Raw genomic sequence first — 26,241 nt, 5'->3', positions numbered from 1 at the left:
GCCCCTGTGCGAATGACGCCGGGTGTTCCCCGCAGCGAAATAAAGGAGGAGCGAAGCGGGGGACATTCGCGGAGGGGAGCACCCGGTGTCATTCGCACCCGCCCCGAACAGCAGCGCTCCGAATGCACGCGCCACAAACGACAGAGCAGCGCACCGGTACTTCGACGGCTGCTTGCATGTTCCCAAACAGATGATGAAGAAGCTCTCAGGGTAATTCCGGGCGCAGCAACCGCCGCTCGGCACTTGCGTTGCATGACTGCGGTCCTCACAATTACGCGTAATTACAGGAAATTACGCCGAGCCACCCGAGGTCATCGCTTCAAATTCCCATGCGCCTGGTTCCCAACTCCCTGCACGACGAAGTCGCCGCCACGCTGCGCGAGCAGATCTTCGACGGCACGCTGGCCCCCGGCAGCTTCGTGGACGAAACGGCCCTGTGCGAGCGGCTTTCCATCTCCCGCACGCCACTGCGCGAAGCACTGAAGGTGCTCACTGCCGAAGGCCTGCTGCGGCACGAGCCAAGGCGCGGCTGCTTCGTCAATGAAGTGACCGAGCGTGACCTCGACGAAATTTTCCCCGTCATCGCTTTGCTCGAAGGCCGCTGTGCCTACGAGGCGGCACGCAACGCGAGCGATGCGGAGCTGCATGAGCTTGACGCGCTGCACGAGCGCCTGGTGCGCCATGCCAAGGCGCGGCGCATCAACGACTACTACGCGACCAACCACATCATTCACGAGGCGATCATCAAGCTCGCCGACAACAAGTGGCTGGCCCAGGTGATCGGCGACCTGCGCAAGATCCTCAAGCTCGCGCGGCTGCAGCAGTTGCATGCGCCGGGCCGGCTCGACCAGAGCCTGTCCGAGCACCTGGCCATCTTTGCGGCCCTCAAGGCGCGCGACAGCGAAGGCGCCGATGCCGCCATGCGCACGCACATGACGCGGCAGCGCGAGGCGCTGCGTGAAGTCATGCAGCAACAGAAATCCAGGGTGATGCCATGACGCGCGATCGTCGCGGCATGCCCGAACCCCAAGCATTGGAGTGACCCGATGAGTGCGACCGAATGGTTCCAGGCGCGGCTGCGCTCTGGCGAAAAGTCCAAGGTGCCCGTGGCGCCAGAAGGCGCCACGAAAAGCACGCCGAAGAATGCGCTCAAGCCCAGCGCACGTTCGACCGCCGAGCGTCTGGTGGTCACGCTGCGAAAGGCCGACGAGGCGCTATCGCCGCGCGCGCTGCGTCGCGTGCTGGCCGACCTGCAAGCCGTGATCGATCCGCGCGTGAGCGAGGTCGAAGGCGGCCGGCGCGCCCATGCCATCGCCGTGGCCTACGCTGCCGCACAGCCCGAGGAGCGCCGCGACTACTGGGCGCTGATGAGCGAGCACTTCGCCGCCGACGCGCAAAAGCTCAAGACCGCACGCGACCAGCACCAGACCGCCGTTGGCACGCCCGACGAAGGGCAGGCCGAGCTGCGCCTGCGCCGCGCGCTCGTGTCGCCGCGCATGCGCCTGCTGCAGCGTTTCGCGGTCGAGCCCGAGGGCATGCGCTTTCTGGTCGATCTGCGCGCCGACCTGCTGCCGTGCCTGAAGGCCGACAAGCGCCTGCTGTCGCTCGATGCCGAGCTGGAGCAACTGTTCTCCACCTGGTTCGACGTCGCCTTCCTCGAACTGCGCCGCATCGATTGGGATTCGCCGGCCTCGCTGATCGAGAAGCTGATCCGCTACGAAGCCGTGCACGACATCAAGAGCTGGTCCGACGTGAAGAACCGGCTCGACGACAGTGACCGCCGCTGCTACGGTTTCTTTCATCCGCGCCTGCCGAACGAGCCGTTGATCTTTGTCGAAGTGGCGCTGGTCGATCGCATCAGCGACGGCATCACGCCGCTGCTCGACGAAGCCGCCGCGCCGGTGCTGCCGGCCAAGGCGACCACCGCGATCTTCTATTCGATCAGCAACACGCAGAACGGCTTGCGTGGCGTGAGCTTCGGCGACTCGCTCATCAAGCGCGTGGTCGAGACCCTGCAAGACGAACTGCCGCGCCTGAAGACCTTCGCCACGCTGTCGCCGATTCCGGGTTTTCGCACCTGGCTCGCGAAGAACGCCGCCGACCTGCTGCCGCGTCTCGACGAAAAGCGCGAAGCCGAAATCGGCCGCCTCGTCGGCTCGCTGCCGCCGACCGCGGAGCGGCTGCTCGCAGCCGTCGATGCAGCCGCCACCTTCGATGCCAAGTCGCTGCTGCGCCAATGGCTGATGCAGGCCGCCGCCGAGTACCTGGGCCGCGCGCTGGTCGACGGCACGCCGGCCGATCCGGTCGCGCGCTTTCACCTGGGCAACGGCGCGCGCGTCGAGCGCCTGAACTGGGCCGGCGACCCGTCGCCCAAAGGGCACAAGCAGTCGTACGGGCTCATGGTCAATTACCTCTACGACCTCAAGCGTCTGGACAAACATCGCACCTGGCTGGCGGACGGCAAGGTGGCTGTATCGGGAGATATCGACAGCCTGTTTTTTAAAAAGGGCTGACAGGGCGCCAGAAGCCGGTGCAAGACACACCGGCGGCCGCATCGGGCGGCAAAATCCACAACGACAGGAGATGAGACACATGAACCCAAGCTTTCAACGCCGCGACGTCTTGCGCGTGGCCGCCGCCGGTGCGGCCGTTCTTTGCGGTGCAGCGCGCGCGCAGGGCTGGCCGACCAAGCCGGTGACGATGGTCGTGCCGTTCCCGGCCGGCGGCGGCACCGACGCCTTTGCGCGGCCGATCTCGGGCCAGTTCTCGCGGCTGACGAACCAGTCGCTCATCATCGACAACCGCGGCGGCGCCGGCGGCACGCTCGGTGCCAGCGTGGCCTCGAAGGCATCGGCCGATGGCTACTCGCTGTTCATGGGCGCGGTGCACCACGCCATTGCGCCTTCTGTCTATCCCAAGCTCGACTACGACATCGAGAAAGACTTCGCGCCGCTGATGCTGCTGGCCAATGTGCCGCAGGTGGTGGTGGTCAATCCGCGCCGCGTGGCGGCCAACAACATCAAGGAGCTGATCGCGCTGGCCAAGGCCAATCCCGGCAAGCTGAACTACGGTTCGGCCGGCGCGGGCACCTCGCACCATCTGGCCGGAGAGCTGTTCAAGATCCAGACCGGCACCTTCATCACCCACATTCCCTACCGTGGTGCCGGGCCGGCGCTGGCGGACCTGATCGCCGGCAACGTCGACCTGATGTTCGACGGCCTTGGCTCCTCCGCCCAGTACATCAAGAGCGGCCGCATCAAGGCGCTGATGGTGGCCGGCGCCAAGCGCAACCCCGCATTCCCCGACGTGCCGTGCGCCGCGGAAGTCGGCCTGCCCGACTACACCGTGACCACCTGGTACGGCCTGTGGGCGCCCAAGCGCACGCCGGCCGACGTGCAGCCGCAGATCGTCGGCGAGATGCAGAAGGTGCTGGCGGCCGACGACATCAAGGCCATCTGGGCCCAGAACGGCTCCGAAATCCCGACGCTGACGGGGTCGGCCTATGGCAGTTTCGTGAGCGCCGAAATCAAGCGCTGGGCCACGGTGGTGAAGGCCTCGGGCGCCCGGATCGAATGACGGGCGGCAGTCGCATCTCGCTGCACCGCGAGGGCGCCATCGCGCGCGTCACGCTGTCGAACACAGGGCGCCTGAATGCAATGACGCGCGCGATGTGGCGCGAGCTGCGTGTCGTGTTCGACGGCCTTCGCAACGGCGACGACAGCAGCAGCGGCTTGCGCTGTGTCGTCGTGCGAGGCGAGGGCGGCGCGTTCTGCGCGGGCGGCGACATCTCCGAATACCCGTCGTTCCGCTTCGAAGAGCCCAGCCTGCGCGAGTTCCATGAGAACGAAGTCTGGGCTGCATTGCAGTCGATGCTCGACTGTCCGCTGCCGCTGATTGCGCAGATCGAGGGCGCCTGCATGGGCGCCGGCATCGAGATCGCGAGCTGCTGCGACATCCGGCTGGCCGGTGCATCCGCGAAGTTCGGTGCACCGATTGCCAAGCTCGGTTTTCCGATGGCCCCACGCGAAGCCGCGCTGGTGCATGGCGCCATCGGCGACGTGCTCGCGCGCGACATGCTTCTGGCCGCTGGCGTGCATGGTGCACAGCGCCTGTACGACGCGGGCTTTCTGCTGCATGTGCTGCCCGACAACGAAGTGATCGCCGCCGTGCAGGCCCATGCCACGCGCGTTGCCACGCTGGCGCCGCAGACCGCGCGCCTGCACAAGAAGACCTTTGCCGCATTGAGGGCCGGCGCACCTTCGGCCCACAGCCTGCTGGCCACTGCCTACGACTACGCCGATTCCGCCGAGCACCGCGAAGGCATTGCCGCCTTCCTTGCCAAGCGCACACCGAATTTCTGAAGTACCCGTTCAAAGACGAAGCGATGAAGACGCCTGCCAACGCCAACCTGTTCGCCGCCCTGCGCGCGGCCTTTCCCACTGATCTCGACAGCATCGCCGTCGAAACCGACAACGGCCTTTTCTACTCGTGGCGCGACATCGAGCGCGCAAGCGCGATGATCGCCAACCTGCTCGATGCGCTGAAACTGGAGAAGGGCGCGCGCGTCGCGGTGCAGGTCGAGAAATCGGTCGAAGCCATGCTGCTGTATCTGGCGACGCTGCGCGCGGGTTATGTGTTCCTGCCGCTCAACACCGCCTACCAGAGCGCCGAGATCGAGTACTTCATCGGCAACGCCGAGCCCGCGGTGGTGGTGTGCACCAGCCGCAATGCCTCGTGGGTCGGCCCCATCGCGAATGCGGCCGGCACCCAGCATGTCTTCACGCTGGACGACGACCGCACCGGCACGCTGCTCGAAATTGCCGCGCAGTGCAGCGACCAGCACAAGGTCGCGCAGCGCAAGCCCGACGACATGGCCGCGATCCTCTACACCAGCGGCACCACCGGCCGCAGCAAGGGCGCGATGCTCACGCACCGCAACCTGCTGTCGAACGCCGAGGTGCTGAAAGACTATTGGGGCTGGACCGAAGGCGACGTGCTGATCCACGCGCTGCCCATCTTCCACGTGCACGGCCTTTTCGTAGCGCTGCATGGCGCGCTGCTCAACGGCAGCAAGATGCTGTGGTTCTCGAAGTTCGACCCCCAACGCATCGTGCAGAAGCTGCCCGAAGCCACCGTGTTCATGGGCGTGCCCACGCTCTACGTGCGGCTGCTGGCCGAAGCCGGCCTCACGCGCGAGGCGGTGCGCAACATGCGCCTGTTCATCGCGGGCTCGGCGCCGCTGCTGATCGAAACCTTCGACGAATGGCGCGAGCGCACCGGCCACACGATCCTCGAGCGCTACGGCATGAGCGAGACGGCCATGCTCACGTCCAACCCCTACAGCCCCGCGCAGGGCGAGCGCCGTGGCGGTACCGTCGGCTTTGCCTTGCCCGGCGTGCAACTGCGCGTGCGCGACGACAGCGGACGCGACTGCACCACCGACGAGATCGGCAACATCGAGGTCAGCGGCCCCAACGTGTTCGCCGGCTACTGGCGCATGCCCGAGAAGACCAAGGAAGAGTTCACCGCCGACGGCTTCTTCAAGACCGGCGACGTGGGCAAGATCGATGGCCGTGGCTACATCACCATCGTCGGGCGCAGCAAGGACCTGATCATCAGCGGCGGCTACAACGTCTACCCGGCCGAGATCGAGGGCTACATCAACGAAATGGCCGGCGTGGCCGAAAGCGCGGTGATCGGCGTGCCGCACCCCGACTTCGGCGAAGTGGGCGTGGCCATCGTGATTGCGAAGACCGGCGCCGCGCTCGACGCCGAGGCCATCGTGGCCGATCTCAAGGCCAGGCTCGCCAACTTCAAGATTCCCAAGCGCTGCTTCGTGGTGCCCGAGCTGCCGCGCAACACCATGGGCAAGGTGCAGAAGGCGCTGCTGCGCGCGGAGCACAAGGGGCTGTTCGCCTAGGCTTTCACGGCGGCCGCCTTCTCGGTCACGCGCTGGAAGGCGATGTCTGGCACGGCGGGCTCGAAGGGCGCTTCTTCCGTGTCGCGCCAAGGGCCGCAGGCAGCGACCGTGGCAGCAGGAAGGGCTACTGGACCAGCAGCACCGTGATGTCGGTCTCGGAAAGCACCTTGGTGGAGACCGAGCCCATCAGCGCACGCCCGAAGATGCCGTGGCCGTGGGTGCCGAGCACCATCAGTTCGGCCTGCGCGTCGCTCGCGGCCTTCAGGATTTCTTCGGCCGCATGGCCGTGGCGCGAGTCGATCGTGTAGTTGCTCAGGCCCTTCTCGGCGAACAGCGCCTTCACCGGGTCGAGCACCTTGGCGCTTTCCTCGGCGTAGTACCCCGCGACCACTTCCTTGCTGAGGTGCCGGGCCACGTTGCCCGAGACGCCGGTGCACACATGCACCACCACGAGTTGATGCCCGTCCACGAACATCGCGCGATGGGCGATCAGGTAATCGAGCGCCTTGCGCGTGTAGGCGCTGCCGTCGACGGCGATAAGGATTTTCATGAAACCTTTATACGCCCGGCCCTGTGAGATGCCGCAAGTCGCACCTCGCTGCCGAAGGGCTTTGGATCAGCCGTGCAGGCCCTTCCAGAGCATGTAGGCGGCCAGCACATAGAGGATGCTCGCGAACACGCGCTTGAGCTTCTTCACCGGCAGGCTGTGCGCCGCCTTCGCACCCAGCGGTGCGGTGAACACGCTGCACGCCGCAATCACCACCAGCGCGGGCAGCCAGATGTAGCCGAAGGCGCCAGCCGGCAGGCCCTGCACCGATTGGCCGCTGATGACATAGCCCAGCACGTTGGCCACCGCAATCGGAAAGCCGAGCGCTGCGCTGGTGGCCACCGCGTTGTGAATGGCCACGTTGCACCAGGTCATGAAGGGCACGCTGATGAAGCCGCCACCCGCGCCGACCAGGCCTGATATGAAACCGATGGCGCCGCCCGCCGCAAGCTGGCCGCCGGTGCCCGGCATCTGGCGAGTGGGCTTGGGTTTCTTGTCGAGGAACATCTGCGTGGCCGAGAAGCCCACGAACAGCGCGAAGAAGATGGCGAGCGCCGTGCCCTTGAGCAACGCGAACACGCCGAGGCTGCCCGCGAGGCTGCCGATCACGATGCCGGGTGCCAGCCGCTGCACGATGTCCCAGCGCACCGCGCCACGCTTGTGGTGCGCGCGCACGCTCGACACCGAGGTGAAGATGATCGTCGCCATCGAAGTTGCGATGGCCATCTTCACCGCAAGGTCGGCCGGCACGCCGCGCTGGCCCATGATGATCGTGATGAACGGCACCATCAGCATGCCGCCGCCGATGCCCAGCAGGCCCGCGAGGAAACCGGTGCCCAGGCCGAGCGCGGCGAGTTCGGCGATCAACAAAGGGTCGAGCAGGGCGGCAAGGTTCACGGGACGGGCTCTTGAAAAAGCAACGGCCCCGTGCGATGAAGCAGGGGGCCGTGGCGAAAAAGGTGTCTGCAGATGGTGTGCCGGACCCGCATCCTGAACCAGGGTTCAGGTGGGCGAGGGCAGCAAGACTTCGGGTTCATCTAACGCGAGATGATCACACCCGTCAAGCGATGTACCAAGCCCGGCTCCGGAGAGCATTGGAACAAGGAAATATTAAGCCCGACACGTCTGCAGACGAGGTGGATTTTACGCCTTGTCTATGTCGGTCGGACGTATTCAGAGCAAATGCCCATCGCCGGCCAACGCTTGATCGAGTCTTTGAATGAGCTGCGCCGCTTTCGGATCGGCTTCGCCCGCTTGCGTTGCGGCTGTGGACGCGGGTGCAGGCGCCGGTGCTGCCGCCACTGCGGCCTGTTGCGCGGCGAGATCGAACGCCAGATTCAGTGATGCGAGCACCGCAATGCGGTCGCGCGCCTTGACCTTGCCCGCGTCGCGGATCTTGCACATGGCCGCGTCCACGCGTTCGACGGCATCGCGCAGTTGCGGCTCGCCGCCGTCGGGACAGCCGAGCAAATAGCTCTGGCCCATGATCTGTACTTCTATCTGCTTCATGCGGGGGAGTCTTGGGATGGGGGTTCGGCCGGCAGCCGTTCGAGCAGGGCGTCCAGGCGCGTGCGGGCTGCGGCGAGCCGCGACTTCAGGGCATCGCGTTCGCGCGTGAGCGCATCGACTTGTTCCTGCAACAGCGCATTGGTGCGCTGCACCTCTTCATGGCGCACAAGCAGTCGTTCAACACGCTCGGCGATCTGATCGATGGGGCTGGAGGCGGGCATGGTTGGCGATTGTAGTTTCCCGGGAATGCGGTGCCGCCGATGGTGCGCGCGGTGCTTGGGCTTGGCATGGATTCTGCTGCCTTCCAGTTGCCTTTCAAACTCCCATAGCCAGTCAATGACCACGAAGAACAACACTTTATTCAGTCGGCGCGACCTGCTCACGCTCATCGGCAAGACCGCCGGAGGCGGCGCGATGTACCAGGCGATGACCTCGCTGGGCTTTGCCGCCGAGTCCAACTACAACGGGCCACCCAAGCTCGACGGTGCAAAGAAGGGTGCGTCGGTGCTGGTTCTTGGTGCGGGCCTGGCCGGCATGGCCGCCGCGCTCGAGCTGCGCAACGCGGGCTACTCGGTCAAGGTCCTCGAGTTCAGCAACCGCGCGGGCGGCCGATGCTGGACGCTGCGCGGAGGCGACACCTTCACCGAGCTGGGCGGTGCCGTGCAGCAGTGCGGCTTCGCCAAGGGCGAGTACTTCAATCCGGGGCCGTGGCGCATTCCCTATCACCACCATGCGGTGCTTGGCTATTGCAAGCGCCTGGGCGTGGCGCTGGAGCCCTTCATCCAGGTCAACTACAACGCGCTGGTGCATTCGAGCAAGGCCTACGGCGGCAAGCCGCAGCAATACCGCCATGTGCAGGCCGACTACCAGGGCTATGTGGCCGAACTGCTCGGCAAGGCCACCACCCAGGGCAGTCTCGATGCGGCGCTGACGAAAGAAGACAAGGAAAAGCTGCTCGAAGGCCTGCGCCGCTGGGGCGCCCTTGACACGCAGTTCCGCTATCGCGAAGGCGCCATCAGCAGCGACCGCCGCGGCTATGAAGTCGATGCGGGCGGCGGCCTGATGCCGCTGGCCAAGCCATCGAAGCCGCTCGACATGAGCGAGCTGCTGCAATCCAACCTCTGGCGCTACATTGCCAGCGGACAAGACTACGAATTCCAGAGCGCGATCTTCCAGCCCGTGGGCGGCATGGACATGATCGCCAAGGCCTTCCAGAAAGAAGTCGGCAGCCTGATCCGCTACGGCGCCAAGGTCACGAAGATCGAGCAGAACGACCGCAGCGTGACCGTCACTTACACAGACGCGTCCAAGGGCGATGCGGTCACGCAGGCCAAGGCCGACTGGTGCCTGTGCACCATTCCGCTGTCGGTGCTGAGCCAGATCGACATCCAGGTCGGCGCGCCGATGCAGGAGGCCATCAACGCCGTGCCCTACGGCGCATCGGTGAAGGTGGGCCTGCAGTTCAAGCGCCGCTTCTGGGAAGAAGACGAGCACATCTACGGCGGCATCAGCTACACCGATCTGCCGATCTCGCGCATCTCGTACCCCTCGACGCGCTATGGCGCCAAGGGCAAGTCGGTGGTGCTCGGCGCCTATGTGTTCGACGGCCCGAACTCCTACGAATTCACCGCCATGGCACCCGAGGAGCGTGTGCGCCGCGCCGTCGAGTTCGGCACGCAACTGCATCCGCAGTACGCGAGCGAATTCGACAACGGCATTTCCGTGGGTTGGCACCGTGTGCCCGGCTCGCACGGCTGCTACGGCATGTGGACCGACGAAACACGCCAGAAGCACTACAAGAACCTGTGCCAGGTCGACGGGCGCATCGCGCTGGCCGGTGAACACGCTTCCTACATTCCGGCCTGGCAAGAGGGCGCGCTGCTCTCGTCGCTCGACGCCATCCAGCGGCTGCATGCCCGCGCCGTCGCGTAACGCCGAGTGAAGGACGCACCCACCATGAACCACGACATCAAAACCTTCAAGCACGCGCTGCTCGGTCTTTCGTTCGGCGCGCTGGCCTCGGTGGCCGGCCAATCCGCTTTTGCGCAGTCGCCCGAGCCTGCGTTTTCCGTCGGGCCCCGATTCCAGGAAAGCTCGGGCGAGTCGATCTATCGCGCCACCTGCCAGGGCTGCCACATGGCGCAAGGGCAGGGCGCGAAGGGTGCGGGGGCCTATCCGGCGCTGTCCTCGAACCCACGGCTCGCGAGCCCCGAATACCCGCTCTATGTGGTGATCAACGGCCAGAAGGGCATGCCCGCCTTCGGCAAGATGCTGAGCGATGAGCAGATCGCTTCCGTGGTCGGCTATGCGCGCACCCATTTCGGCAACCAGTACCCCGACGCCATTGCGGCGGAGAGCGTCAAGAAGCTGCGGCCTTGATTGACGTTCCTCCTTCGATATCCGGCAGATCCTTCCTTTCATCCCTGTAGAGAGACAACACACATGACCATGACCTCCATCACGAAGAAGCTGGCGCTTGTCGCCGCACTGTTCGCCGCCGGCACCGGTGCGGCCCACGCAGCCGACGAGATCATTCGCCACCGCATTCCGAACTCATCGTTTCCGATCTCGGCGGCGGTGGAGATTCCGTCCTCGTTCACCAATGTCTACCTCTCCGGCCAGGTGCCGCCGCTGCAGGACGCGACCGCGCCCAAGAACAGTGCCGCAGCCTACGGTGGCGACACCAAGGGCCAGACCGTCGGCGTGCTCAAGGCCATCGAGAAAAGCCTCACGGGCCTGGGCCTGACGATGGGCGATGTGGTGAAGATGCAGGTGTTCCTGGTGGGCGATCCAGCCAAGGACAACAAGATGGATTTCGCCGGCTTCATGGAGGGCTACACCCAGTTCTTCGGCACCACCGCGCAGCCTCGCCTGCCGGTGCGCTCGGCCATGCAGGTGGCGGCGCTCGCCAATCCGGCCTACCTGGTCGAGATCGAGGTGATGGCGGTGCGTCCCGCCAAGTAAGCAGGGCCCTGCAGCGCGCTATTCGCTCAGCCGCACGTAGGTGGCGAGCAGCGCGCTCTTCGCGGCCACGCCCAGCAGCACCGGGTGATCGATGCTCTCGATCACCGGCAGCCGCTCGCCGCGATGCTCCAGGAAACGCTGCAATGCCTCGCCGAGGCTGGTGTCTGCCGTGATCGGCTGGATGGCCTGCGAGAGCAGGTCGGCCGCTGTCGTTTCAGTCGGCGCCGTGCCGAGCGTGGCCAGCGGCACCACGCCGAGGTAGCGGTTGTCGGCATCGACCACGTAGAGGTACTTCACCGGGTGCTGCAGGAAGAGGCGGCTCATGGCTTCGCGGTCCGCATCCGGGCCAACCACCGTTTCGGCCGGCTGCACCAGGTCGCGCATGTGCAGTCCGCGCAGGCGCAGTTGCGCATCGCGCTGTGCATTGCGGTGCAGCGTGATCTCGTACATCGAGCCGGCGTTGGCCGAGCGCGCCACGAAGTACGCGATGACGCTGGCGGCCATCAGCGGCAGCATCACCTGGTAACTCAGCGTCATCTCGAAGATCATCAGGATGGCCATCAGCGGCGCCTGTGTCGCGCCCGCCAGAAAGGCGCCCATGCCGACGATGGCGTAAGCAAACGGGGCAGAGCTTGCCTCGGGCCACAGCGCCTGCACCCCCACGCCGAACAGCGCACCGATCATGCAGCCGAAGAACAGCGCGGGCGTGAACACGCCCCCCACCGCGCCCGAGCCGGCCGTGGCCAGCGTGGCGATGGCCTTGGCCGCGAGCACCATCGCGATCAGCGTCCAGGGCCACGGCGAGTGCAGCACCGAATTGACCACGCTGTAGCCGTTGCCCCAGACCTCGGGCAGCGGCACCGAAATCGCGCCCATCACCAACCCGCCCAGGGCAAGCCGCCACGGCAGCGCGATCGGCAGCTTTGCGAACAATGCACGGCTGCCATGCAGCGCCCGCAGGAAGCCGACCGACGCAAAACCCAGCAGCACGCCCAGCAACGCAAACAGCACGACCTCGGCGCCATGGATCTCGGGAAACACCGGCATCAGGTAGGGCGGCTGGTAGCCCGGCAGCGCGCGCATCGCCACATTGGCGACCACCGACGCAATGATGATCGGCCCCACGCTTTCCATTGCGATGGAGCCGAGCACGATCTCGGCGACGAAGAACGCGCCCGCAATCGGCGCGTTGTAGGCGGCGGTCAACCCCGCTGCCGCGCCACAGGCCACCAGCAGCCGCAGCCGTTCGACCGGAAAGCGGAACACCCGGCCCAGCAGCGACGCAGCCAGCGCCGCCAGTTGCACCATCGAGCCTTCGCGGCCGATCGAACCGCCGCTGCCGATGCTCACCAGCGACGACGCGCTGCGCACCAGCGTCTGCGCGACCGGAATGCGTCCGTCGCCGAGCACGATGGCTTCCATATAGTCGGAGGTGGTGCTCTTGTGCACCGTCACGCGCCTGGCCAGCACCAGCAGTCCGCCCGCCACCAGCCCGCCGAGCGTGGGGCAGGCGATGCGCGCCCACCATGGCAGATGGCGCGCCATCGCCACGAGGCCTTCGCCGGGGCCGAGCACCAGATGCTCGAAGGCATACAGCGCGGCACGAAAAAGTTCGGTCGCCAGTGCGCCGAGCAGCCCGGCCACGATGGACCACAACAGCATCGACTGCCAGCCCGAGACGCCGAAGAGCCGCTGCAACGCCGAACGAAGACTCAGAAAAAGCGAGGCCGGCCGCATCATGCCGACGCCCGGTTCATGGTCTTCAAAACGCAACAGTCCATGGACGTCGATGTTAGCGGGGCGCAACTTTCGACTTAAAGAGCCGGTGGCAGGGCCTAAAATCCCGGCCGTTGGTGCTCGCGGCGTGGTTCACACGGCGCAGTTCAACGGGAAGCAGGAGTGGAAGCCCCCGAACTCGGGATCCAAGGCCCAAGCCACCTGCGCTGCCCCCGCAACGGTCAAGCAGACGGCGCCGCAAGGCGCCAACCCCTCTCCATCCAGCCACTGGGTGCCCTGAAACAGGCACCTGGGAAGGCGGCGAGGGGCCGTTCTGCCAGCCCGGATACCGGCCAACGAGGCGGCTGCCGCATGCATGACGATGAATCGATGCATGAAGCAGCCATGGCGCCCAGGCGCCGGCGGGGAGGCCGGCAAGGGGCATTGACGTTCGTTCGGCTCAACTCATGATTTCCTGCGTTTCTCTTTCTCGCGGCCGCGCCCCTGTGCGCCGCAGCCACCTCGCGTGCCTGCCGCTCGCGCTCGCTTCGGCCTTCGGTGGCCTCGCTCATGCCCAGGAAGCGCCAACGCTCGGCGAAACCGTGGTCACGGCCAACCGCACGCCACAGGCGCTGTCGGACATCGTGGGCGACGTGTCCATCATCGACCGCCAGGCCATCGAGCGCAGCGGCGCGACCGGCGTGGCCGATGTGCTGTCGCGCCTGCCGGGCATCGAGATCACGCGCAACGGCGGCGTGGGCAACACCACCAACGTTTACATCCGGGGTGCCGAAACGCGCTTCACGGCTGTGTACCTCGACGGCGTGCGCATCGACTCGCAATCGACCGGCGGCGCCGGCTGGGAAGGCATTCCGCTCGCCCAGATCGACCGCATCGAAGTGCTGCGAGGCCCGGCCGCGGCGGTGTACGGCTCCGACGCCATCGGCGGCGTGATCCAGCTCTTCACCAAGCGTGGCGAAGAGGGCGTGTCGCCCTACGTGGGCGTGGGTATCGGCAGCAATGACCTGCGCAAGCTCGAAGCAGGCCTGAGCGGCAAGTCGGGTGCCTTCGACTATTCGCTGGGCGTGGCGCATGAAGAAAGCAAGGGCTTCAATGTGCAGCCGGCGTCCAAGCGCGTGCTGTCCAAGGACGGCTACACCAGCCCCGACCGCGACGGCTATCGCAGCAACTCGGGCAACGTGAAGCTGGGCTACCAGATCACGCCCGACCAGCGCATCGAAGCCTCGGTGCTGTCCAGCGACATCCTGGCGGGCTACGACACGACGATCGGCTACAAGACCAAGCTGCCGTTCCTGTTCAAGGACGATCTTTCCAGCAACACCTTGCGCACCGCGGCCCTGACGTGGTCTGCCAAATGGAACGAGATCTACAGCACCCGCGTGCAGGTGACCGATTCACGCTCGACCTACGAGACCGATCCCTCGTACTACCGCACCGAGACCCACCTGCGCGGTTACCTGTTCCAGAACGAGTTCCGCTTCGGTCCCCACCTGGTGACGGCCACGCTCGAACGTCGGGAAGACGGGCTGGTGAATCCGGCGGCCACCACCACGGCCAAGCTCCTCTCACGTGATCGCTCGCAGGACGGCATCGCACTGGGCTACGGCTTCGTGCAAGGCCCGCACTCGCTGCAGCTGCATGTGCGCCACGACAAGGACAGCGAGTTCGGCGGCAAGACCACCGGCAGCGCCGCCTACGGCTATGCCATCACCTCCACGCTGCGCGCCACCGTGTCGGCCGGCACCGCCTTCCGCGTGCCCACGCTGTACCAGCGCTTCAGCGAGTACGGCCTTGCGAGCCTCAAGCCCGAGTCGAGCCGCAACGTCGAGCTGGGCCTGCAGTACACCGAGGGTGCCACCACCGCAGGCATCGTCGTCTACAACAACCGGGTGCAGAACCTGATCGTGTTCGACGGCAGCGCCAAGGGTTGCCAGTCGTCCTTCGGTTGCTACGCCAGCACGGCGCGTGCCCGCTACCAGGGCGTCACGCTGTCGGGCGGCCATCGCATCGGCGACGTGACCCTGCGCGCCTCGCTCGACTACCAGGACCCGCGCGACCTTGCCACCAACAACCTGCTGGCCCGCCGTGCACAGCGCCACGCGACCCTCGGCGCCGACTGGCGCATCGCAGGCTGGACGCTGGGTGCGGAAGTGCAAACCTCCAGCAAGCGCTACGACGACGCCGCCAACACCGTCAAGCTCGGTGGCTACACACTGCTGAACCTGTCGGCCAGCACGCCGATCACACGCGACCTGAACCTCATCGCGCGCGTCGACAATGTGGGCAACAAGGACTACCAGTACGCGCGGCTGTATGCCACCGCCGGTCGCACCGCGTACGTCGGGCTCAAGTGGACGCCGCAATAAGCCAACTTTCGCAACAACGAAGCGACGCCGCCGGCGCCGCGGCCCCCACCTGCGCCGCGGTGCTGGTGGCGGCGCCTGCCTCGGGGCAGGGCAAGACGACCGTTGCAGCCGCGCTCGCGCGGCTGCATGCGCGTCAGGGCCGTCGGGTGCGTGCCTTCAAGTGCGGGCCCGATTTTCTCGATCCGCATTGGCTGGCGCTGGCCACCGGCGCACCGGTGCATTCGCTCGATTTGTGGATGACCGGCGAGGCCGATTGCCGCGCGCGCCTGCGAGCCGCGGCGGCCGAGTGCGACCTGCTGATCGTCGAAGGCGTGATGGGCCTGTTCGACGGCACGCCCAGCGCGGCCGATCTGGCTGAGCGCTTCGGCCTGCCGGTGCTGGCGGTGATCGACGCGGGCGCCATGGCCGGCACCTTCGGCGCGCTGGCTTTCGGCCTGCAGAATTTCCGCCCCGGATTGCCGTGGGCCGGCGTGCTGGCCAATCGCGTGGCCAGCGAGCGCCATGCGGGCATGTTGAAGGACGCCTTGCGCGAGCCTTCGCAATGGCTGGGCGCCTTGCCACGCGATCCGGCGTTCTCGTTGCCTGAACGGCACCTGGGCCTGGTCCTGGCGGCCGAACTCGGCGATGCGATGGCGCGGCTCGATGCGGCAGCCGATGTGCTGGCCACAACGCCGTTGGGCCAGATGCCGATCGGGCAGTTGCCGCAGGTTCGTTTCGAGGCGCAAGCATCGGCGCCGGTTGCGCCGGTGCCGCCTTTGCTGGCCGGCCGCACCATCGCCATCGCGCGCGATGCGGCCTTCTCGTTCATCTACCCCGCGAACCTCGACGTGCTCACCGCACTCGGCGCGCGGCTTTCCTTTTTCTCGCCGCTCGCGGGCGATGCCTTGCCGGCCTGCGATGCCGTCTGGTTGCCCGGCGGCTACCCCGAGCTGCATGCCGCTGCGCTGGCCGAGGCGACGCAGATGCGCGACGCATTGGCAGACCACGCGGCGGCTGGCAAGCCCATCTGGGCCGAATGCGGCGGCATGATGGCGCTGTTCGACGAACTGGCCACGCACGCCGATGCGACGCGCCCGCCAGACGTTCACCGGCTCTGGAGCCTGCTGCCGGGCCGGGTGACGATGCAAAAGCGCCTGGCCGGCCTCGGCCCGCAGCAGCTCACGCTGGGCAACCACACTCTGCGCGGCCACACCTTCCACTATTCGAGCTGCGAGACGCCGCTGGTGCCAGCCGCCCACACTGCCCGGCCCGCCGTGACCCAGGCAGTGGGCGCCCGTGCCGGCGAAGCCCTGTATGTGCATGGCCCGGTGCGCGCAAGCTACTTCCACGCATGGTTCGCCTCCAGCCCCGAAGCCACGGCACGGCTTTTCGGCGCCATGCCGATCGAACTCGAAAGCCACGACGCCGCGAAGGAAGACAGCGATGCCCGTTGAACGCGAATTCATCCTCGGCGGGCAGAAGAGCGGCAAGTCGCGCCGCGCCGAACAGCGCGCCATCGACTGGCTCGCGGCCGACGCGAAGGGCCGCCGCGCCGTGCTGATCGCCACCGCGCAGGCCTACGACGACGAAATGCAGGAGCGCATCGTGCGCCACCAGGCCGACCGCGCCGAGCGCGTGCCCGGCATGCGGACCATCGAAGAGCCCATCGAACTTGCGCGCGCTGTCGTCACGCAGAGCACGCCCGAGACGCTGGTGGTCATCGACTGCCTTACGCTGTGGCTCACCAACCTGCTGATGCCGATGGAAGACGCGCGGCCCGCCACGCGCACGCCGGCCACGCACGCCGCCATGCTGCTGATGGCGCTGCGCGAGGCGCGCGGCCCCGTGGTGATCGTCGGCAACGAGATCGGCCTGGGCGTGATTCCCCTGGGCCGCGAGACGCGCGCCTTCGTCGATGCGCTGGGCCGCCTGAACCAGGACGTGGCCGCCGCTTGCGACCGCGTCACACTGATGGCGGCCGGCCTGCCGTTGAGCCTGAAAGCACCCGCTGCATGAAGAGACTGATCCGATCGCTGTCGTTCGCCCTCGGCCTGGCCGCATTCGCGCTGGGCGCGCACGCCTTCGACGTGGTCGACGAACGCGGCGTGACCGTGAGCCTGCCGCAGTCGCCGCAACGCATCGTCTCGCTGCTGCCGTCGCTCACCGAATCGGTCTGCGCGCTCGGCGCCTGCGGGCGGCTGGTGGGTGTCGACCGTTATTCCAACTCGCCTGAGCAGGTGAAGGCCTTGCCGCAGGTCGGCGGCGGGCTCGACCCGAACGTCGAAGCCATCGTGGCGCTCAAGCCCGATGCGGTGCTGCTCGCCAAGTCCTCGCGCGTCACGCAGCGGCTCGAAGCGCTGGGCGTGAAGGTGCTGGTGCTCGAACCCAAGAGCCATGCCGACGTGCGGCGCGTGCTCGACAAGCTCGACCAAGTGCTCGGCACGCACGAGGCGCCCAAGGTCTGGCGCGTGATCGATGCCAGCGTGTCGGCCGCCGCGCAGTCGCTGCCGACAAGCGCGAAGGGTTTGCGCGTGTACTTCGAAGTCAACAACGCGCCGTATGCGGCGGGCGAGTCGTCGTTCATCGGTGAAACGCTGGCGAGGCTCGGCGTGAAGAACATCGTGCCGGCGGCGCTCGGACCATTCCCCAAGCTCAACCCCGAATATGTGGTGCGCGCCAACCCCGACCTCATCATGGTGAGCGTGCGCAGTGCGCAAGGGCTGGAGCAGCGCCCCGGCTGGGCTGGCATCCGCGCAGTGCGTGAAGGCCGTATCTGCCGTTTCAGCGCGGAGCAGTCCGACGTGCTCGTGCGCCCCGGCCCGCGCATGGACGAAGCCGCACGCCTGATGGCGCAGTGCCTCACGGACAAGGGCCAAAGGTGAGCGGGGCGCGCATGCAAACCGCCCATCTGCGCCGTGTGCTGCTGCTCGGCGTCGGCCTGCTGGTGCTGGGCGCCGCGCTGCTGCTGTTCGGCTTGGGCATCGGCAGCACCGGCTTCGAGAGCCTGCTGTCGGCGCGACACGACCCGGTGGCGCTGCAGATCGTGTGGGACATCCGCCTGCCGCGCACGCTCGGTGCCTGGCTCGCGGGCGCGCTGCTCGGACTGGCCGGCGCGGTGGCACAGGGGCTGTTTCGCAATCCGTTGGCCGACCCGTACCTGCTGGGCAGCGCCTCGGGCGCTTCGCTCGGCGTGGCGGTGGCGCTGCTGATGTTCGGCGGTTCAGCCGCGAGCATGCAGTGGGTGATGCGGCTCGGGCTCACGGGTGCCGCATTCATCGGCGCGGTGCTCGCGGTGATGCTCACGCTGATGCTGGCAAACGGTGTGCAGCAGACACTGCGCCTGCTGCTGGCGGGCGTGATCGTCGGCGTGGTGCTCGGCGCCGCGAAAGACCTCATCACCATTGCATCGGCCGACATCCTGCAGGCCCTGCAGGGCTTCGTGCTCGGCAGCACAGGGCTGGTCGGCTGGAGCGCCTGTGCCGTGATGGCCATGGTCGGCGTGGTCTGCGTGCTGTTGGGCTGGGCGCTGGCGCCGGTGCTCGACGGGCTGGCGCTCGGCGAGGCCACCGCGCGCAGTCTCGGCCTGCCGCTGGGCGGTATGCGCGCCGCCCTTGTGGTGGTGCTGGCATTGGCCACTGGCGCGGCCGTGGCGCAGACGGGCCTGATCGCTTTCGTCGGGCTGGCGGCGCCGCACCTCGTGCGCTCGATCGTCAAGACCACGCATGCGCGGCTGATCGTGCTGTCGGCGCTGATGGGCGGTCTGCTGCTGATGGCGGCCGACCTGCTGGCGCGCTGGCTGATCGCGCCGCAAGAACTGCCCGTGGGCGTGCTGACCGCCGTGCTCGGCGGCAGCTACCTGCTGTGGCTCATGCATCGCCGCAGCGCGCGGGGTGGCCTGGCATGAGCGACAACGACCTCGTTCCGGCCCTCGAAGCCCGCAGCGTGAGCGCCACGCTCGGCACGACCGAGGTGCTGCACGGCATCGACCTGAAGCTCTCGTCCGCGCGCTGGACCAGCATCGTCGGGCCGAACGGCGCGGGCAAGTCGACGCTGCTCAAGGCGCTCGCCGGCCTGCTGCCACACCGTGGCGAGGTGCGGCTGTTCGGTGAAGCACAAGGAAAAATCCCGGCTCGCGTTCGCGCCCAGCGCCTGTCCTGGCTCGGCCAGAGCGGCACGGGCGAGGGCAGTGCCGACGACCTGATGGTCTACGACATCGCCATGCTCGGCCGCCTGCCGCATCAGCGTTGGCTGGCCGCCCCAAGCGCCGAAGACCGCGAGGCCGTGGAACGCGCGCTGCGCAGTACTCAGGCCTGGGACTGGCGCAATCGCCCGTTGGGTCAACTCTCGGGTGGCGAGCGCCAGCGCGTGTTGCTGGCGCGGGCGCTCGCGGTCGAGGCCGAGTTGCTGCTGATGGACGAACCATTGGCCAACCTCGACCCGCCGCATCAGGCCGACTGGATGCAGACCGCCCGTGCGCTCGTCGCCCAAGGCAAGACGGTGGTGAGCGTGTTGCATGAATTGCCGATGGCATTGGCCGCAGACGAGTTGGTCGTGATGAACCACGGGCGTGTGACCCATCACGGAGGTTGCGGTGACCCTGTGACCCATGCGGCGCTGGAGCAGGTGTTCGATCACCGCATTCGGGTGCATCGGGTCGCGGACCAATGGATTGCGCTGCCGCTATGAAGTACGGCGGGATGCGGCTTGAACGCTGCTGCTGTTGTTCTGGGCGCTGCTGTTCAGGGCGTCGCTCACGCCGACACGGTGCTCTTTTTCGCGAATGTCCCCCGCTTCGCTCCTCCTTTATTTCGCGAAAAAGAGCCCCGTATCGGCGCGAGCGCTCAGCGCACTTGTTGATCGTCTGCACTCCAGCAGCGTGTCCATGTGCGAATGACGCCAGGTGCTCCCCGCAGCGAAATAAAGGAGGAGCGAAGCGGGGGACATTCGCGGAGGGGAGTACCTGGCGTCATTCGCACGCGCCCCGAACAAATGCGCCCCCGAACTAAAGCCCGAAGAAACACAAGCGACTCAAGGCACAACGCCAAATAGCGCAACCGAATTGGAAATCCGATGCAAATAGAAACCCCTCCCAGCGAAAAGCCATACGAAAAGCCCGAAGGCGAACGCCGCGGCATCGTCATCGTCAACACCGGCGACGGCAAGGGCAAGAGCACAGCAGCATTCGGCTTGGCGTTGCGTGCCCATGGCCGTGGCAAGGCGGTGAAGATCTACCAGTTCATGAAAGTGCCATCGGCACGCTTTGGCGAACACCGCATGTTCGAGCAGATCGGCATTCCGATCGAAGGGCTCGGCGATGGTTTTAGCTGGAAGAGCCAGGACCTCGAACGCTCGGGCCAGCTTGCGCGCGACGGCTGGGAAAAGGCCAAGGCCGCCATCCTTTCGGGCGAGTTCTTCCTCGTCGTGCTCGACGAGATCACCTACCCGCTGATCTACGGCTGGCTGCCGCTCGAAGGCGTGCTCGAAACGCTGCGCGCGCGGCCCAAGCACGTGCACGTGGTGCTCACCGGCCGTCGCTGCCCGCCCGAGATCATCGAGCTGGCCGACACCGTGACCGAGATGACCATGGTCAAGCATGCGTTCAAGGCCGGCATTCCTGCTCAGCGCGGTATCGAGGACTGATGAGCCCGATGGCGCAAGCATTTGCAGCCGATGAGGTGGATGCGGTCTACCGCGCCATCCACGAACGGCGCGACATGCGGCACTTCGCTGGTGGGGACGTAGCACCCGGGTTGCTTCGCCGGTTGCTCGAAGCCGCGCACCACGCACCCAGCGTCGGGTTCATGCAGCCGTGGCGTTTCATCCGCGTGCGCGGCCAGGGGTTGCGGCAAAGCCTGCACGACACCGTCGAGCGCGAACGTGTGCTCACTGCCCGTGCGCTCGGGCAGCGCGAAGACGAGTTCATGCGCCTGAAGGTGCAGGGCCTGCTCGACGCGGCCGAACTGCTGGTGGTGACGCTGGCCGACGGCCGCGAAAAGCACGTGTTCGGCCGCCGCACCCTGCCGCAGATGGACCTGGCCTCTGCCTCTTGCGCCATCCAGAACCTCTGGCTCGCGGCGCGCGCGGAAGGGCTGGGCATGGGTTGGGTGTCGTTGTTCGATCCGGCCGAGGTGTCGGTGCTGCTCGGCCTGCCGGACGGCGCCGAGCCCATCGCCTTGCTGTGCCTGGGCCCGGTGCACGATTTCTACGAAGAGCCGATGCTGCAGCGCGAACGCTGGGCCCGGCGCGAGCCGCTGTCGGCGCTGGTGTTCGACGAGTGCTGGGGTCGGGCTTCGGACCTGTTTGCTGATGGCCCTTCCGCCAACCCATCGCCTGTGGAGCCCACCTGATGCTGGCCTTCGATACCGTTCTGTTCGAGCTTGCGCGCCTGTTCCTCTGGCCCGTGACGCTCGGCGTGCTGCTGTCTTTTGTCTATGCGGTGTATTGCCTCGGCGCCTTCGGCATCGAGTACCTGCAGCGCCGCCGCGATCCCTCGCGCGTGCTGACGTTGCAGCGCCATGCCGATGCAAGCCAGGAGCAGATGGAGCTGGTGGTGCTCAAGCAGCTCGAAGGCGTGCGCCTGTGCAGTCGCGTGGCGCCAATGCTGGGGCTGATCGCCACCATGATCCCGATGGGCCCGGCGCTGGTGGCCGTGGCCTCGGGCGAATCGCAAGGCGTGGCGCAAAGCCTGGCACCCGCGTTCGCGAGCGTGATCGTGGCGCTGGCTTCGGCCTCGATCACCTTCGTGGTCTACACCGTGCGCCGGCGCTGGCTGATGCGTGAACTGGTGGCGGTGCTGGATGCGCGGGATCGGCTCTCATGAGCAGGCGTCAGTTTTCCATCCTGAGCAGCCTCGACAGCGATGACGACGATCCGGTGCTGTCGACCATCAACCTGATCGACGTGTTCATGGTGGTCATCGGCATGCTGATGATCGCGGTCATCAACAACCCGATGAACCCGTTCGCGCAGGACAAGCTGACCATCATCCGCCATGAGGGCCAGCCGGACATGGAGATCATCACGCGCGAAGGCCAGAAGATCACGCGCTTCAAGGCCAGCGGCGCGACGGGGCGGGGCGATGGCGAGAAGGCCGGCACCGCGTGGCGACTGAAGGACGGCACGATGGTCTACGTGCCGGCGGAAGCGGTGCCTGCTGCGCAGGGCGGGAAGTGACGCGATTCTTCTTCTGGCTCCTGCTGATGGGGCTGGGCTTTTTTGTGCCGGCCCAGGCCCAGCAGGCCGCGGCTTCGCGCATCGTGGTGTTGAGCACGTCGCTGGTGTCTCCGGCGCGTGTGGTGCGGCTGCAGGCGGCGGCGCGCGAGGCTGGGCTGCCGATGCAGGTGGTGTCGGCCGCGCAGGATTCTCCTGACGCATTGGCTGCCGCACTTGATGGCGCACGGCTGCTTGTGATCGACGCGCCGCACATCAGCGTGGCGCAGGCCGCTGCGGCGCGCTTCGGCGATGCGATCTCGCGCAGCGCCGTGCCTTATGTGCTGGTCGGCGAATTCGCGCTGGTGGCCAAGGGACAGGCTTCTATAGCGGCGCCATTGGCAGCGGAGCGCGGTGTCGATGCTTTGTGGGCACAGCGGTTGCGCGAGTACTGGCGTTTCTCCGGCACTGCGAACCTCGGCGCGGCGATGAAGGCGTTGGCGCAGGTCGACGACCTCGCCGGTTTGCCCGCACCCGTGCCGCTACCACTCGCCGGCCTTTATCACCCGGGCTGGCCGCGCATCGAAACCGACATCACCGCGCTGGACCGCCTGCCGGGCACCGGCGGCACCGTCGCCATCGCCATCAACAGCGCCACCGTGAGCAACGACGACACCGGCTGGCTCGACCGCCTGATCGCTTCGCTCGAACAGCGTGGCCTGCGCGCCTATGCCTTCTACGGCCCGCGTCAGCAGAAGGACCTGTTCTTTCGCATGACCCACGGTGCGGGCGGCGAAGAGAGACGCGTGGCCGACCTGATCGTCAACGCCTCGCTGGTCTTCAGCCCGAACGAGCGCAAGGCCGAGCTGGAGCGCATTGGCGTGCCTGTGTTGCAGACGCTGCCTTCGCTGGCCATGGACGCCACGCAGTGGGCACAGAGCAAGGACGGGCTGGCGCAGACCGACATCGCGTCGTACTACAGCCCGAGCGAGCTGGCCGGCATGACCGACCCGATGCTCGTGAGCGCTCGCGATACAGCGAGCGGCGCGCTGCAACCACTGCCCGCGCAGATCGATGCGGTGGCCGACAAAGCCGCAGCATTGCTGCGCCTGCAGCGCACGCCCGCGGCGGACCGGCGTGTCGCGATGCTGGTCTACAACTACCCGCCGGGCGAGGCCAACTTCGGCGCTTCCTTCCTCAATGTGCCGCGCAGCGTGAACAACATGTTGGCGGCGATGAAGTCCGCCGGCTACCGCACGGACATCCCCGGCGCCGACGCACTCATCGCGCAGGTGCAGGCCACGATGAAGGCTTACTACCCGACGGCGCAGGGCGATGCGCTGCAGCCGTTGCTCGACAAGGGGCTGGCCGATGCGCTGCCGCTGTCGCGCTACGTCGCGTGGTTTCGTTCGCTGCCTGTGGACACGCAGCGGCGCATCGAGACCTACTGGGGGCCGCCCGAGAAGTCGACCATGCTGCGACCGGTCGCGGGCGAGCCGTCTTTCGTGATCCCGCGCGTGCAATTCGGCAATGTGGTCGTGTTGCGCCAGCCGCCGCGCTTCGAGCCCGGCACGCAGGTGGCGGACAAGGCCGAGCAGGTGTATCACCGCTCGGCCATTCCATTGAGCCACAGCTACCTGGCCACCTACCTGTGGCTGCGCACGCAGTTCGGCGCCAGCGCGGTCGTGCACGTGGGCACGCACGGCACGGTCGAATGGTCGGCGGGAAAGGAGCGCGGACTGTCGGTGCAGGACGATCCGCTGCTTGCCCTTGGCGACCTGCCGAACGTCTACCCGTACATCATGGACAACCTCGGCGAGGCCACCACTGCCAAGCGCCGTGGCCGCGCGACGATGGTGAGCCATTCGACGCCGATGTTCGCGCCCGCCGGCTTTCGCCCCGGCGTGCAGGCGATGCACGAGCGCATGCACGACTGGGAAACGCTGTCGCCCGGCCCGGTGAAGACCGCGATGGAACGACAACTCACGGGCGAGTTCGTCGAACAGCACTACGACCGCGACCTGAAATGGACGCCAGCGCAGATCCGTGCCGACTTCGCGGGCTTCATCGCCGTGCTGCATCCGTACCTCGACGAACTGGCGCAAACCGCGCAGCCGCTGGGCCTGGCGACCTTCGGACAGGCGCCGGATGCGGAGCGCCGTCGCATGACGATCCTGCAGATCCTCGGCAAGCCGCTGGTCGAAGCCTTGGGCGAGGACATCGACGAAGCCTTCCTGATCGACGCGAAGAACGTGGCTGGCTCGCGACCGGCACGCTGGGTCGAACTCGCCCTGACAGACGCACCGGCGGCCGGCGCCATGGGCAAGACCCCGGCCGATGTGCAGAGCCTTCTTGCTCTCGCCCAGCGCGCGCAGAAACTCGATGCCGTGCTCGCGCACAACGAGGAAATCGAAGGCCTGCTGACCGCGCTCGACGGCCGTTACCTCAAGTCCAGCTACGGCGGCGACCCGGTGCGCAACCCCGACAGCCTGCCGACCGGCCGCAATCTCTACGGTTTCGATCCGAGCCGCGTGCCCACGCGCGCGGCCTGGGAGACCGGCGTGGCCGCGATGGATGCATGGATCGCCGAACACGCGAAGACCCATGCCGGCAAGGCGCCGGAGAAGATCGCTTTCACGCTGTGGGCCGGAGAGGCGTCGCGCCATCAGGGTGTGCTGGAGAGCCAGGCCTTCTACGCCATGGGCGTGAAACCGCGCTGGGACGAAGCCGGCCGCATGACAGGCATCGACGTGATCCCGGCGCAGGTGCTGGGCCGCCCGCGCATGGACGTGCTGGTCAGCGTCACCGGCTCCTACCGCGACCAGTTTCCGAACGTGATGCGCTGGCTCGACGAGGCGGTGCAGCAGGTGGCCGCATTGCCCGAAGCCGGCAACGCCGTCGCGCAGCACAGCGAGACGCTGGCGCGCAAGCTGCGCGCGGAAGGCGCGACAGCGGCCGAGGCCACGCGCTGGTCGACCGCGCGCGTGTTCTCGAACGAGCAGGGCAGCTACGGCGCCGGACTCGAAGAGGCCGCGCTGGCGAGCGATGTCTGGGCCAGGCAGAACCGTGGCGGCGGCGACGCGCAGATGGCGCAGCTCTACATGGACCGCATGGGACACGCCTACGGCAAGGGCCTCGACGGCGCAGCGCGCCCCGGCGCCTATGCCGGCAACCTCATGCAGGTCGATGCGGCGCTGATGGCGCGCAGCTCCAATCTCTACGGCGTGCTGACCAACGACGACCCGTTCCAGTACCTGGGTGGCATCGCGCAAGCCGTGCGACAGCTCACAGGCAAGGACCCCGCGCTCTACGTGCAGAACCTGCGCGACGGCAGCGCGGTGCGCACCGACACTGCCGCTGGCGCCATCGCGCGCGAAATGCAGACGCGCTACCTGCATCCGCAATGGATCGAAGCGCAGAAGGCTGAGGGCTACAGCGGCACGCTGCAGGTCTTGAAGACGGCGCAGTTCCTGTGGGGCTGGCAGGTCACGGCCCCGGGCACCGTGCGGCAGGACCAGTGGCAGTCGCTGCACGAGGTCTATGTGCGCGACAAGTACAAGCTGGGCACGCGCGAATGGCTGGAAGGCGACAACCGCGCCGCCTTCGCGCAGACGCTGGAGCGCATGCTCGATGCAGTGCGGCTGGACTACTGGAAGCCGGACGCGAAGACCCGGCGCGAGCTGGCGCAGGCTTATTCGGAAGCGGTGCGTGCCACCGGGATGCGTGAACGGAATACGGCGGTGCAGCGGTTTGCGCAGGCGGAGTTGGCATCGGCTGTGGCACCCGCGGCACCGAAGTGGAATGCGCCGGTGGTGCCGGTGGTCGTCGCGTCGCCACCTGCTGCACCTGCCCCCGTGCCTGGGCCCACGACACCGGCCGCCGAGCCGGCGCCGGACAGCATGCAGCCCGTCACCGGCCTCAAGCTCGAACCCACGGCCGACGCGACACCCGCGCCCACGGCCGACACGCTCGTCTTTCGCCTCTGGATCGCATTCGGCGCGGCGCTGCTGGTCGCGCTCGGCGCATGGATGCAGTGGCGACGCGGCAAAGTCCCCGCCTGATTCGCGAGA

At 67.1% G+C, this 26,241-nt stretch carries 24 protein-coding genes and 1 riboswitch; of the genes, 19 read left to right on the top strand and 5 right to left on the bottom strand.

Annotation, left to right across the window (positions count from 1 at the left end; all coding sequences use genetic code 11):
- Nucleotides 1–329: 329 nt before the first annotated feature.
- The 5 genes from H7F35_RS33055 (at nt 330) to H7F35_RS33035 (ending at nt 5,920) form a co-directional block, all read left to right on the top strand.
- The gene (locus H7F35_RS33055) at nt 330–998 is read left to right on the top strand and encodes a GntR family transcriptional regulator (protein WP_187110688.1); all 669 of its coding nucleotides are present in this window, start codon (nt 330–332) and stop codon (nt 996–998) included.
- A 48-nt stretch (nt 999–1,046) separates the two neighbouring features.
- Nucleotides 1,047–2,513, top strand: a complete 1,467-nt coding sequence (locus H7F35_RS33050; protein ID WP_187110687.1) for a malonyl-CoA decarboxylase — start codon at nt 1,047–1,049, stop codon at nt 2,511–2,513.
- A gap of 79 nt (nt 2,514–2,592) precedes the next feature.
- Entirely contained in the window at nt 2,593–3,576 is a 984-nt protein-coding gene (locus H7F35_RS33045) for a Bug family tripartite tricarboxylate transporter substrate binding protein (protein WP_187110686.1), read from the top strand.
- On the top strand, nt 3,573–4,361 hold the full coding sequence (locus tag H7F35_RS33040) for an enoyl-CoA hydratase/isomerase family protein (RefSeq protein ID WP_187110685.1): 789 nt from the start codon (nt 3,573–3,575) through the stop codon (nt 4,359–4,361). Before H7F35_RS33045 ends, H7F35_RS33040 begins: the two co-directional genes overlap by 4 nt.
- A gap of 23 nt (nt 4,362–4,384) precedes the next feature.
- Complete coding sequence (locus tag H7F35_RS33035) at nt 4,385–5,920, top strand: malonate--CoA ligase (protein ID WP_187110684.1); 1,536 nt, start codon at nt 4,385–4,387, stop codon at nt 5,918–5,920.
- A 124-nt stretch (nt 5,921–6,044) separates the two neighbouring features.
- Here the strand turns inward: H7F35_RS33035 and H7F35_RS33030 are convergent, their stop codons facing one another.
- The 4 genes from H7F35_RS33030 to H7F35_RS33015 form a co-directional block, all read right to left on the bottom strand.
- A complete protein-coding gene (locus H7F35_RS33030) occupies nt 6,045–6,470 on the bottom strand; it encodes a universal stress protein (protein ID WP_187110683.1) in 426 nt (141 codons plus the stop codon).
- Nucleotides 6,471–6,536: 66 nt separating this feature from the next.
- Complete coding sequence (locus H7F35_RS33025) at nt 6,537–7,364, bottom strand: sulfite exporter TauE/SafE family protein (RefSeq protein WP_187110682.1); 828 nt, start codon at nt 7,362–7,364, stop codon at nt 6,537–6,539.
- 276 nt (nt 7,365–7,640) lie between these two features.
- Nucleotides 7,641–7,976, bottom strand: coding sequence for a cell division protein ZapA (locus H7F35_RS33020; RefSeq protein WP_187110681.1), 336 nt, complete (start codon nt 7,974–7,976; stop codon nt 7,641–7,643).
- On the bottom strand, nt 7,973–8,197 hold the full coding sequence (locus H7F35_RS33015; protein WP_093129838.1) for a DUF904 domain-containing protein: 225 nt from the start codon (nt 8,195–8,197) through the stop codon (nt 7,973–7,975). Before H7F35_RS33015 ends, H7F35_RS33020 begins: the two co-directional genes overlap by 4 nt.
- Nucleotides 8,198–8,312: 115 nt before the next feature.
- On the opposite strand from H7F35_RS33015, the gene H7F35_RS33010 reads away from it, so the two are divergent.
- The 3 genes from H7F35_RS33010 to H7F35_RS33000 all read left to right on the top strand — a co-directional run bounded on the left by H7F35_RS33010 (nt 8,313) and on the right by H7F35_RS33000 (nt 10,940).
- Nucleotides 8,313–9,908 (top strand): flavin monoamine oxidase family protein, encoded by a 1,596-nt coding sequence (locus H7F35_RS33010; protein WP_222621992.1) that lies wholly within the window; start codon nt 8,313–8,315, stop codon nt 9,906–9,908.
- A 24-nt stretch (nt 9,909–9,932) separates the two neighbouring features.
- On the top strand, nt 9,933–10,355 hold the full coding sequence (locus H7F35_RS33005; RefSeq protein WP_187110680.1) for a c-type cytochrome: 423 nt from the start codon (nt 9,933–9,935) through the stop codon (nt 10,353–10,355).
- A 69-nt stretch (nt 10,356–10,424) separates the two neighbouring features.
- Nucleotides 10,425–10,940: a RidA family protein gene (locus H7F35_RS33000; protein ID WP_187114500.1), complete on the top strand. Its 516-nt coding sequence runs from the start codon at nt 10,425–10,427 to the stop codon at nt 10,938–10,940.
- Nucleotides 10,941–10,958: 18 nt separating this feature from the next.
- Here H7F35_RS33000 and H7F35_RS32995 read toward each other — a convergent pair whose 3' ends face one another.
- A complete protein-coding gene (locus H7F35_RS32995) occupies nt 10,959–12,680 on the bottom strand; it encodes a ClcB-like voltage-gated chloride channel protein (RefSeq protein WP_187114499.1) in 1,722 nt (573 codons plus the stop codon).
- A gap of 94 nt (nt 12,681–12,774) precedes the next feature.
- Nucleotides 12,775–13,029, top strand: a riboswitch (cobalamin riboswitch).
- Nucleotides 13,030–13,123: 94 nt separating this feature from the next.
- Between H7F35_RS32995 and H7F35_RS32990 the strand changes: the two genes are divergently transcribed.
- From H7F35_RS32990 to cobN, 11 genes are all read left to right on the top strand, one after another.
- Entirely contained in the window at nt 13,124–15,043 is a 1,920-nt protein-coding gene (locus H7F35_RS32990) for a TonB-dependent receptor domain-containing protein (RefSeq protein WP_187110679.1), read from the top strand.
- Complete coding sequence (locus H7F35_RS32985) at nt 15,028–16,476, top strand: cobyrinate a,c-diamide synthase (RefSeq protein ID WP_187110678.1); 1,449 nt, start codon at nt 15,028–15,030, stop codon at nt 16,474–16,476. The genes H7F35_RS32990 and H7F35_RS32985 overlap by 16 nt, the downstream gene beginning before the upstream one ends.
- Nucleotides 16,466–17,038: a bifunctional adenosylcobinamide kinase/adenosylcobinamide-phosphate guanylyltransferase gene (locus tag H7F35_RS32980; RefSeq protein ID WP_187110677.1), complete on the top strand. Its 573-nt coding sequence runs from the start codon at nt 16,466–16,468 to the stop codon at nt 17,036–17,038. The genes H7F35_RS32985 and H7F35_RS32980 overlap by 11 nt, the downstream gene beginning before the upstream one ends.
- Nucleotides 17,035–17,904 (top strand): ABC transporter substrate-binding protein, encoded by an 870-nt coding sequence (locus tag H7F35_RS32975; RefSeq protein ID WP_187110676.1) that lies wholly within the window; start codon nt 17,035–17,037, stop codon nt 17,902–17,904. Before H7F35_RS32980 ends, H7F35_RS32975 begins: the two co-directional genes overlap by 4 nt.
- Before the next feature lie 11 nt (nt 17,905–17,915).
- Nucleotides 17,916–18,926, top strand: coding sequence for a FecCD family ABC transporter permease (locus H7F35_RS32970; protein ID WP_187110675.1), 1,011 nt, complete (start codon nt 17,916–17,918; stop codon nt 18,924–18,926).
- Complete coding sequence (locus tag H7F35_RS32965; RefSeq protein ID WP_187110674.1) at nt 18,923–19,708, top strand: ABC transporter ATP-binding protein; 786 nt, start codon at nt 18,923–18,925, stop codon at nt 19,706–19,708. The genes H7F35_RS32970 and H7F35_RS32965 overlap by 4 nt, the downstream gene beginning before the upstream one ends.
- Before the next feature lie 384 nt (nt 19,709–20,092).
- Complete coding sequence (gene cobO, locus H7F35_RS32960; protein WP_187110673.1) at nt 20,093–20,662, top strand: cob(I)yrinic acid a,c-diamide adenosyltransferase; 570 nt, start codon at nt 20,093–20,095, stop codon at nt 20,660–20,662.
- Nucleotides 20,663–20,670: 8 nt separating this feature from the next.
- On the top strand, nt 20,671–21,369 hold the full coding sequence (bluB, locus tag H7F35_RS32955) for a 5,6-dimethylbenzimidazole synthase (RefSeq protein WP_187110672.1): 699 nt from the start codon (nt 20,671–20,673) through the stop codon (nt 21,367–21,369).
- On the top strand, nt 21,369–21,842 hold the full coding sequence (locus H7F35_RS32950; RefSeq protein ID WP_187110671.1) for a MotA/TolQ/ExbB proton channel family protein: 474 nt from the start codon (nt 21,369–21,371) through the stop codon (nt 21,840–21,842). The genes bluB and H7F35_RS32950 overlap by 1 nt, the downstream gene beginning before the upstream one ends.
- Nucleotides 21,839–22,195 (top strand): DUF2149 domain-containing protein, encoded by a 357-nt coding sequence (locus tag H7F35_RS32945; protein WP_187110670.1) that lies wholly within the window; start codon nt 21,839–21,841, stop codon nt 22,193–22,195. The genes H7F35_RS32950 and H7F35_RS32945 overlap by 4 nt, the downstream gene beginning before the upstream one ends.
- Nucleotides 22,192–26,232, top strand: a complete 4,041-nt coding sequence (gene cobN, locus H7F35_RS32940; RefSeq protein ID WP_261803457.1) for a cobaltochelatase subunit CobN — start codon at nt 22,192–22,194, stop codon at nt 26,230–26,232. The genes H7F35_RS32945 and cobN overlap by 4 nt, the downstream gene beginning before the upstream one ends.
- Nucleotides 26,233–26,241: the final 9 nt, after the last annotated feature.

Origin of the sequence: Variovorax sp. PAMC26660 (assembly GCF_014302995.1) — a bacterium.
GTDB lineage: Bacteria > Pseudomonadota > Gammaproteobacteria > Burkholderiales > Burkholderiaceae_C > Variovorax.
The sequence above is the reverse complement of the archived record's forward strand: the minus strand, read 5'-3'. Positions and strand labels throughout refer to the sequence as shown.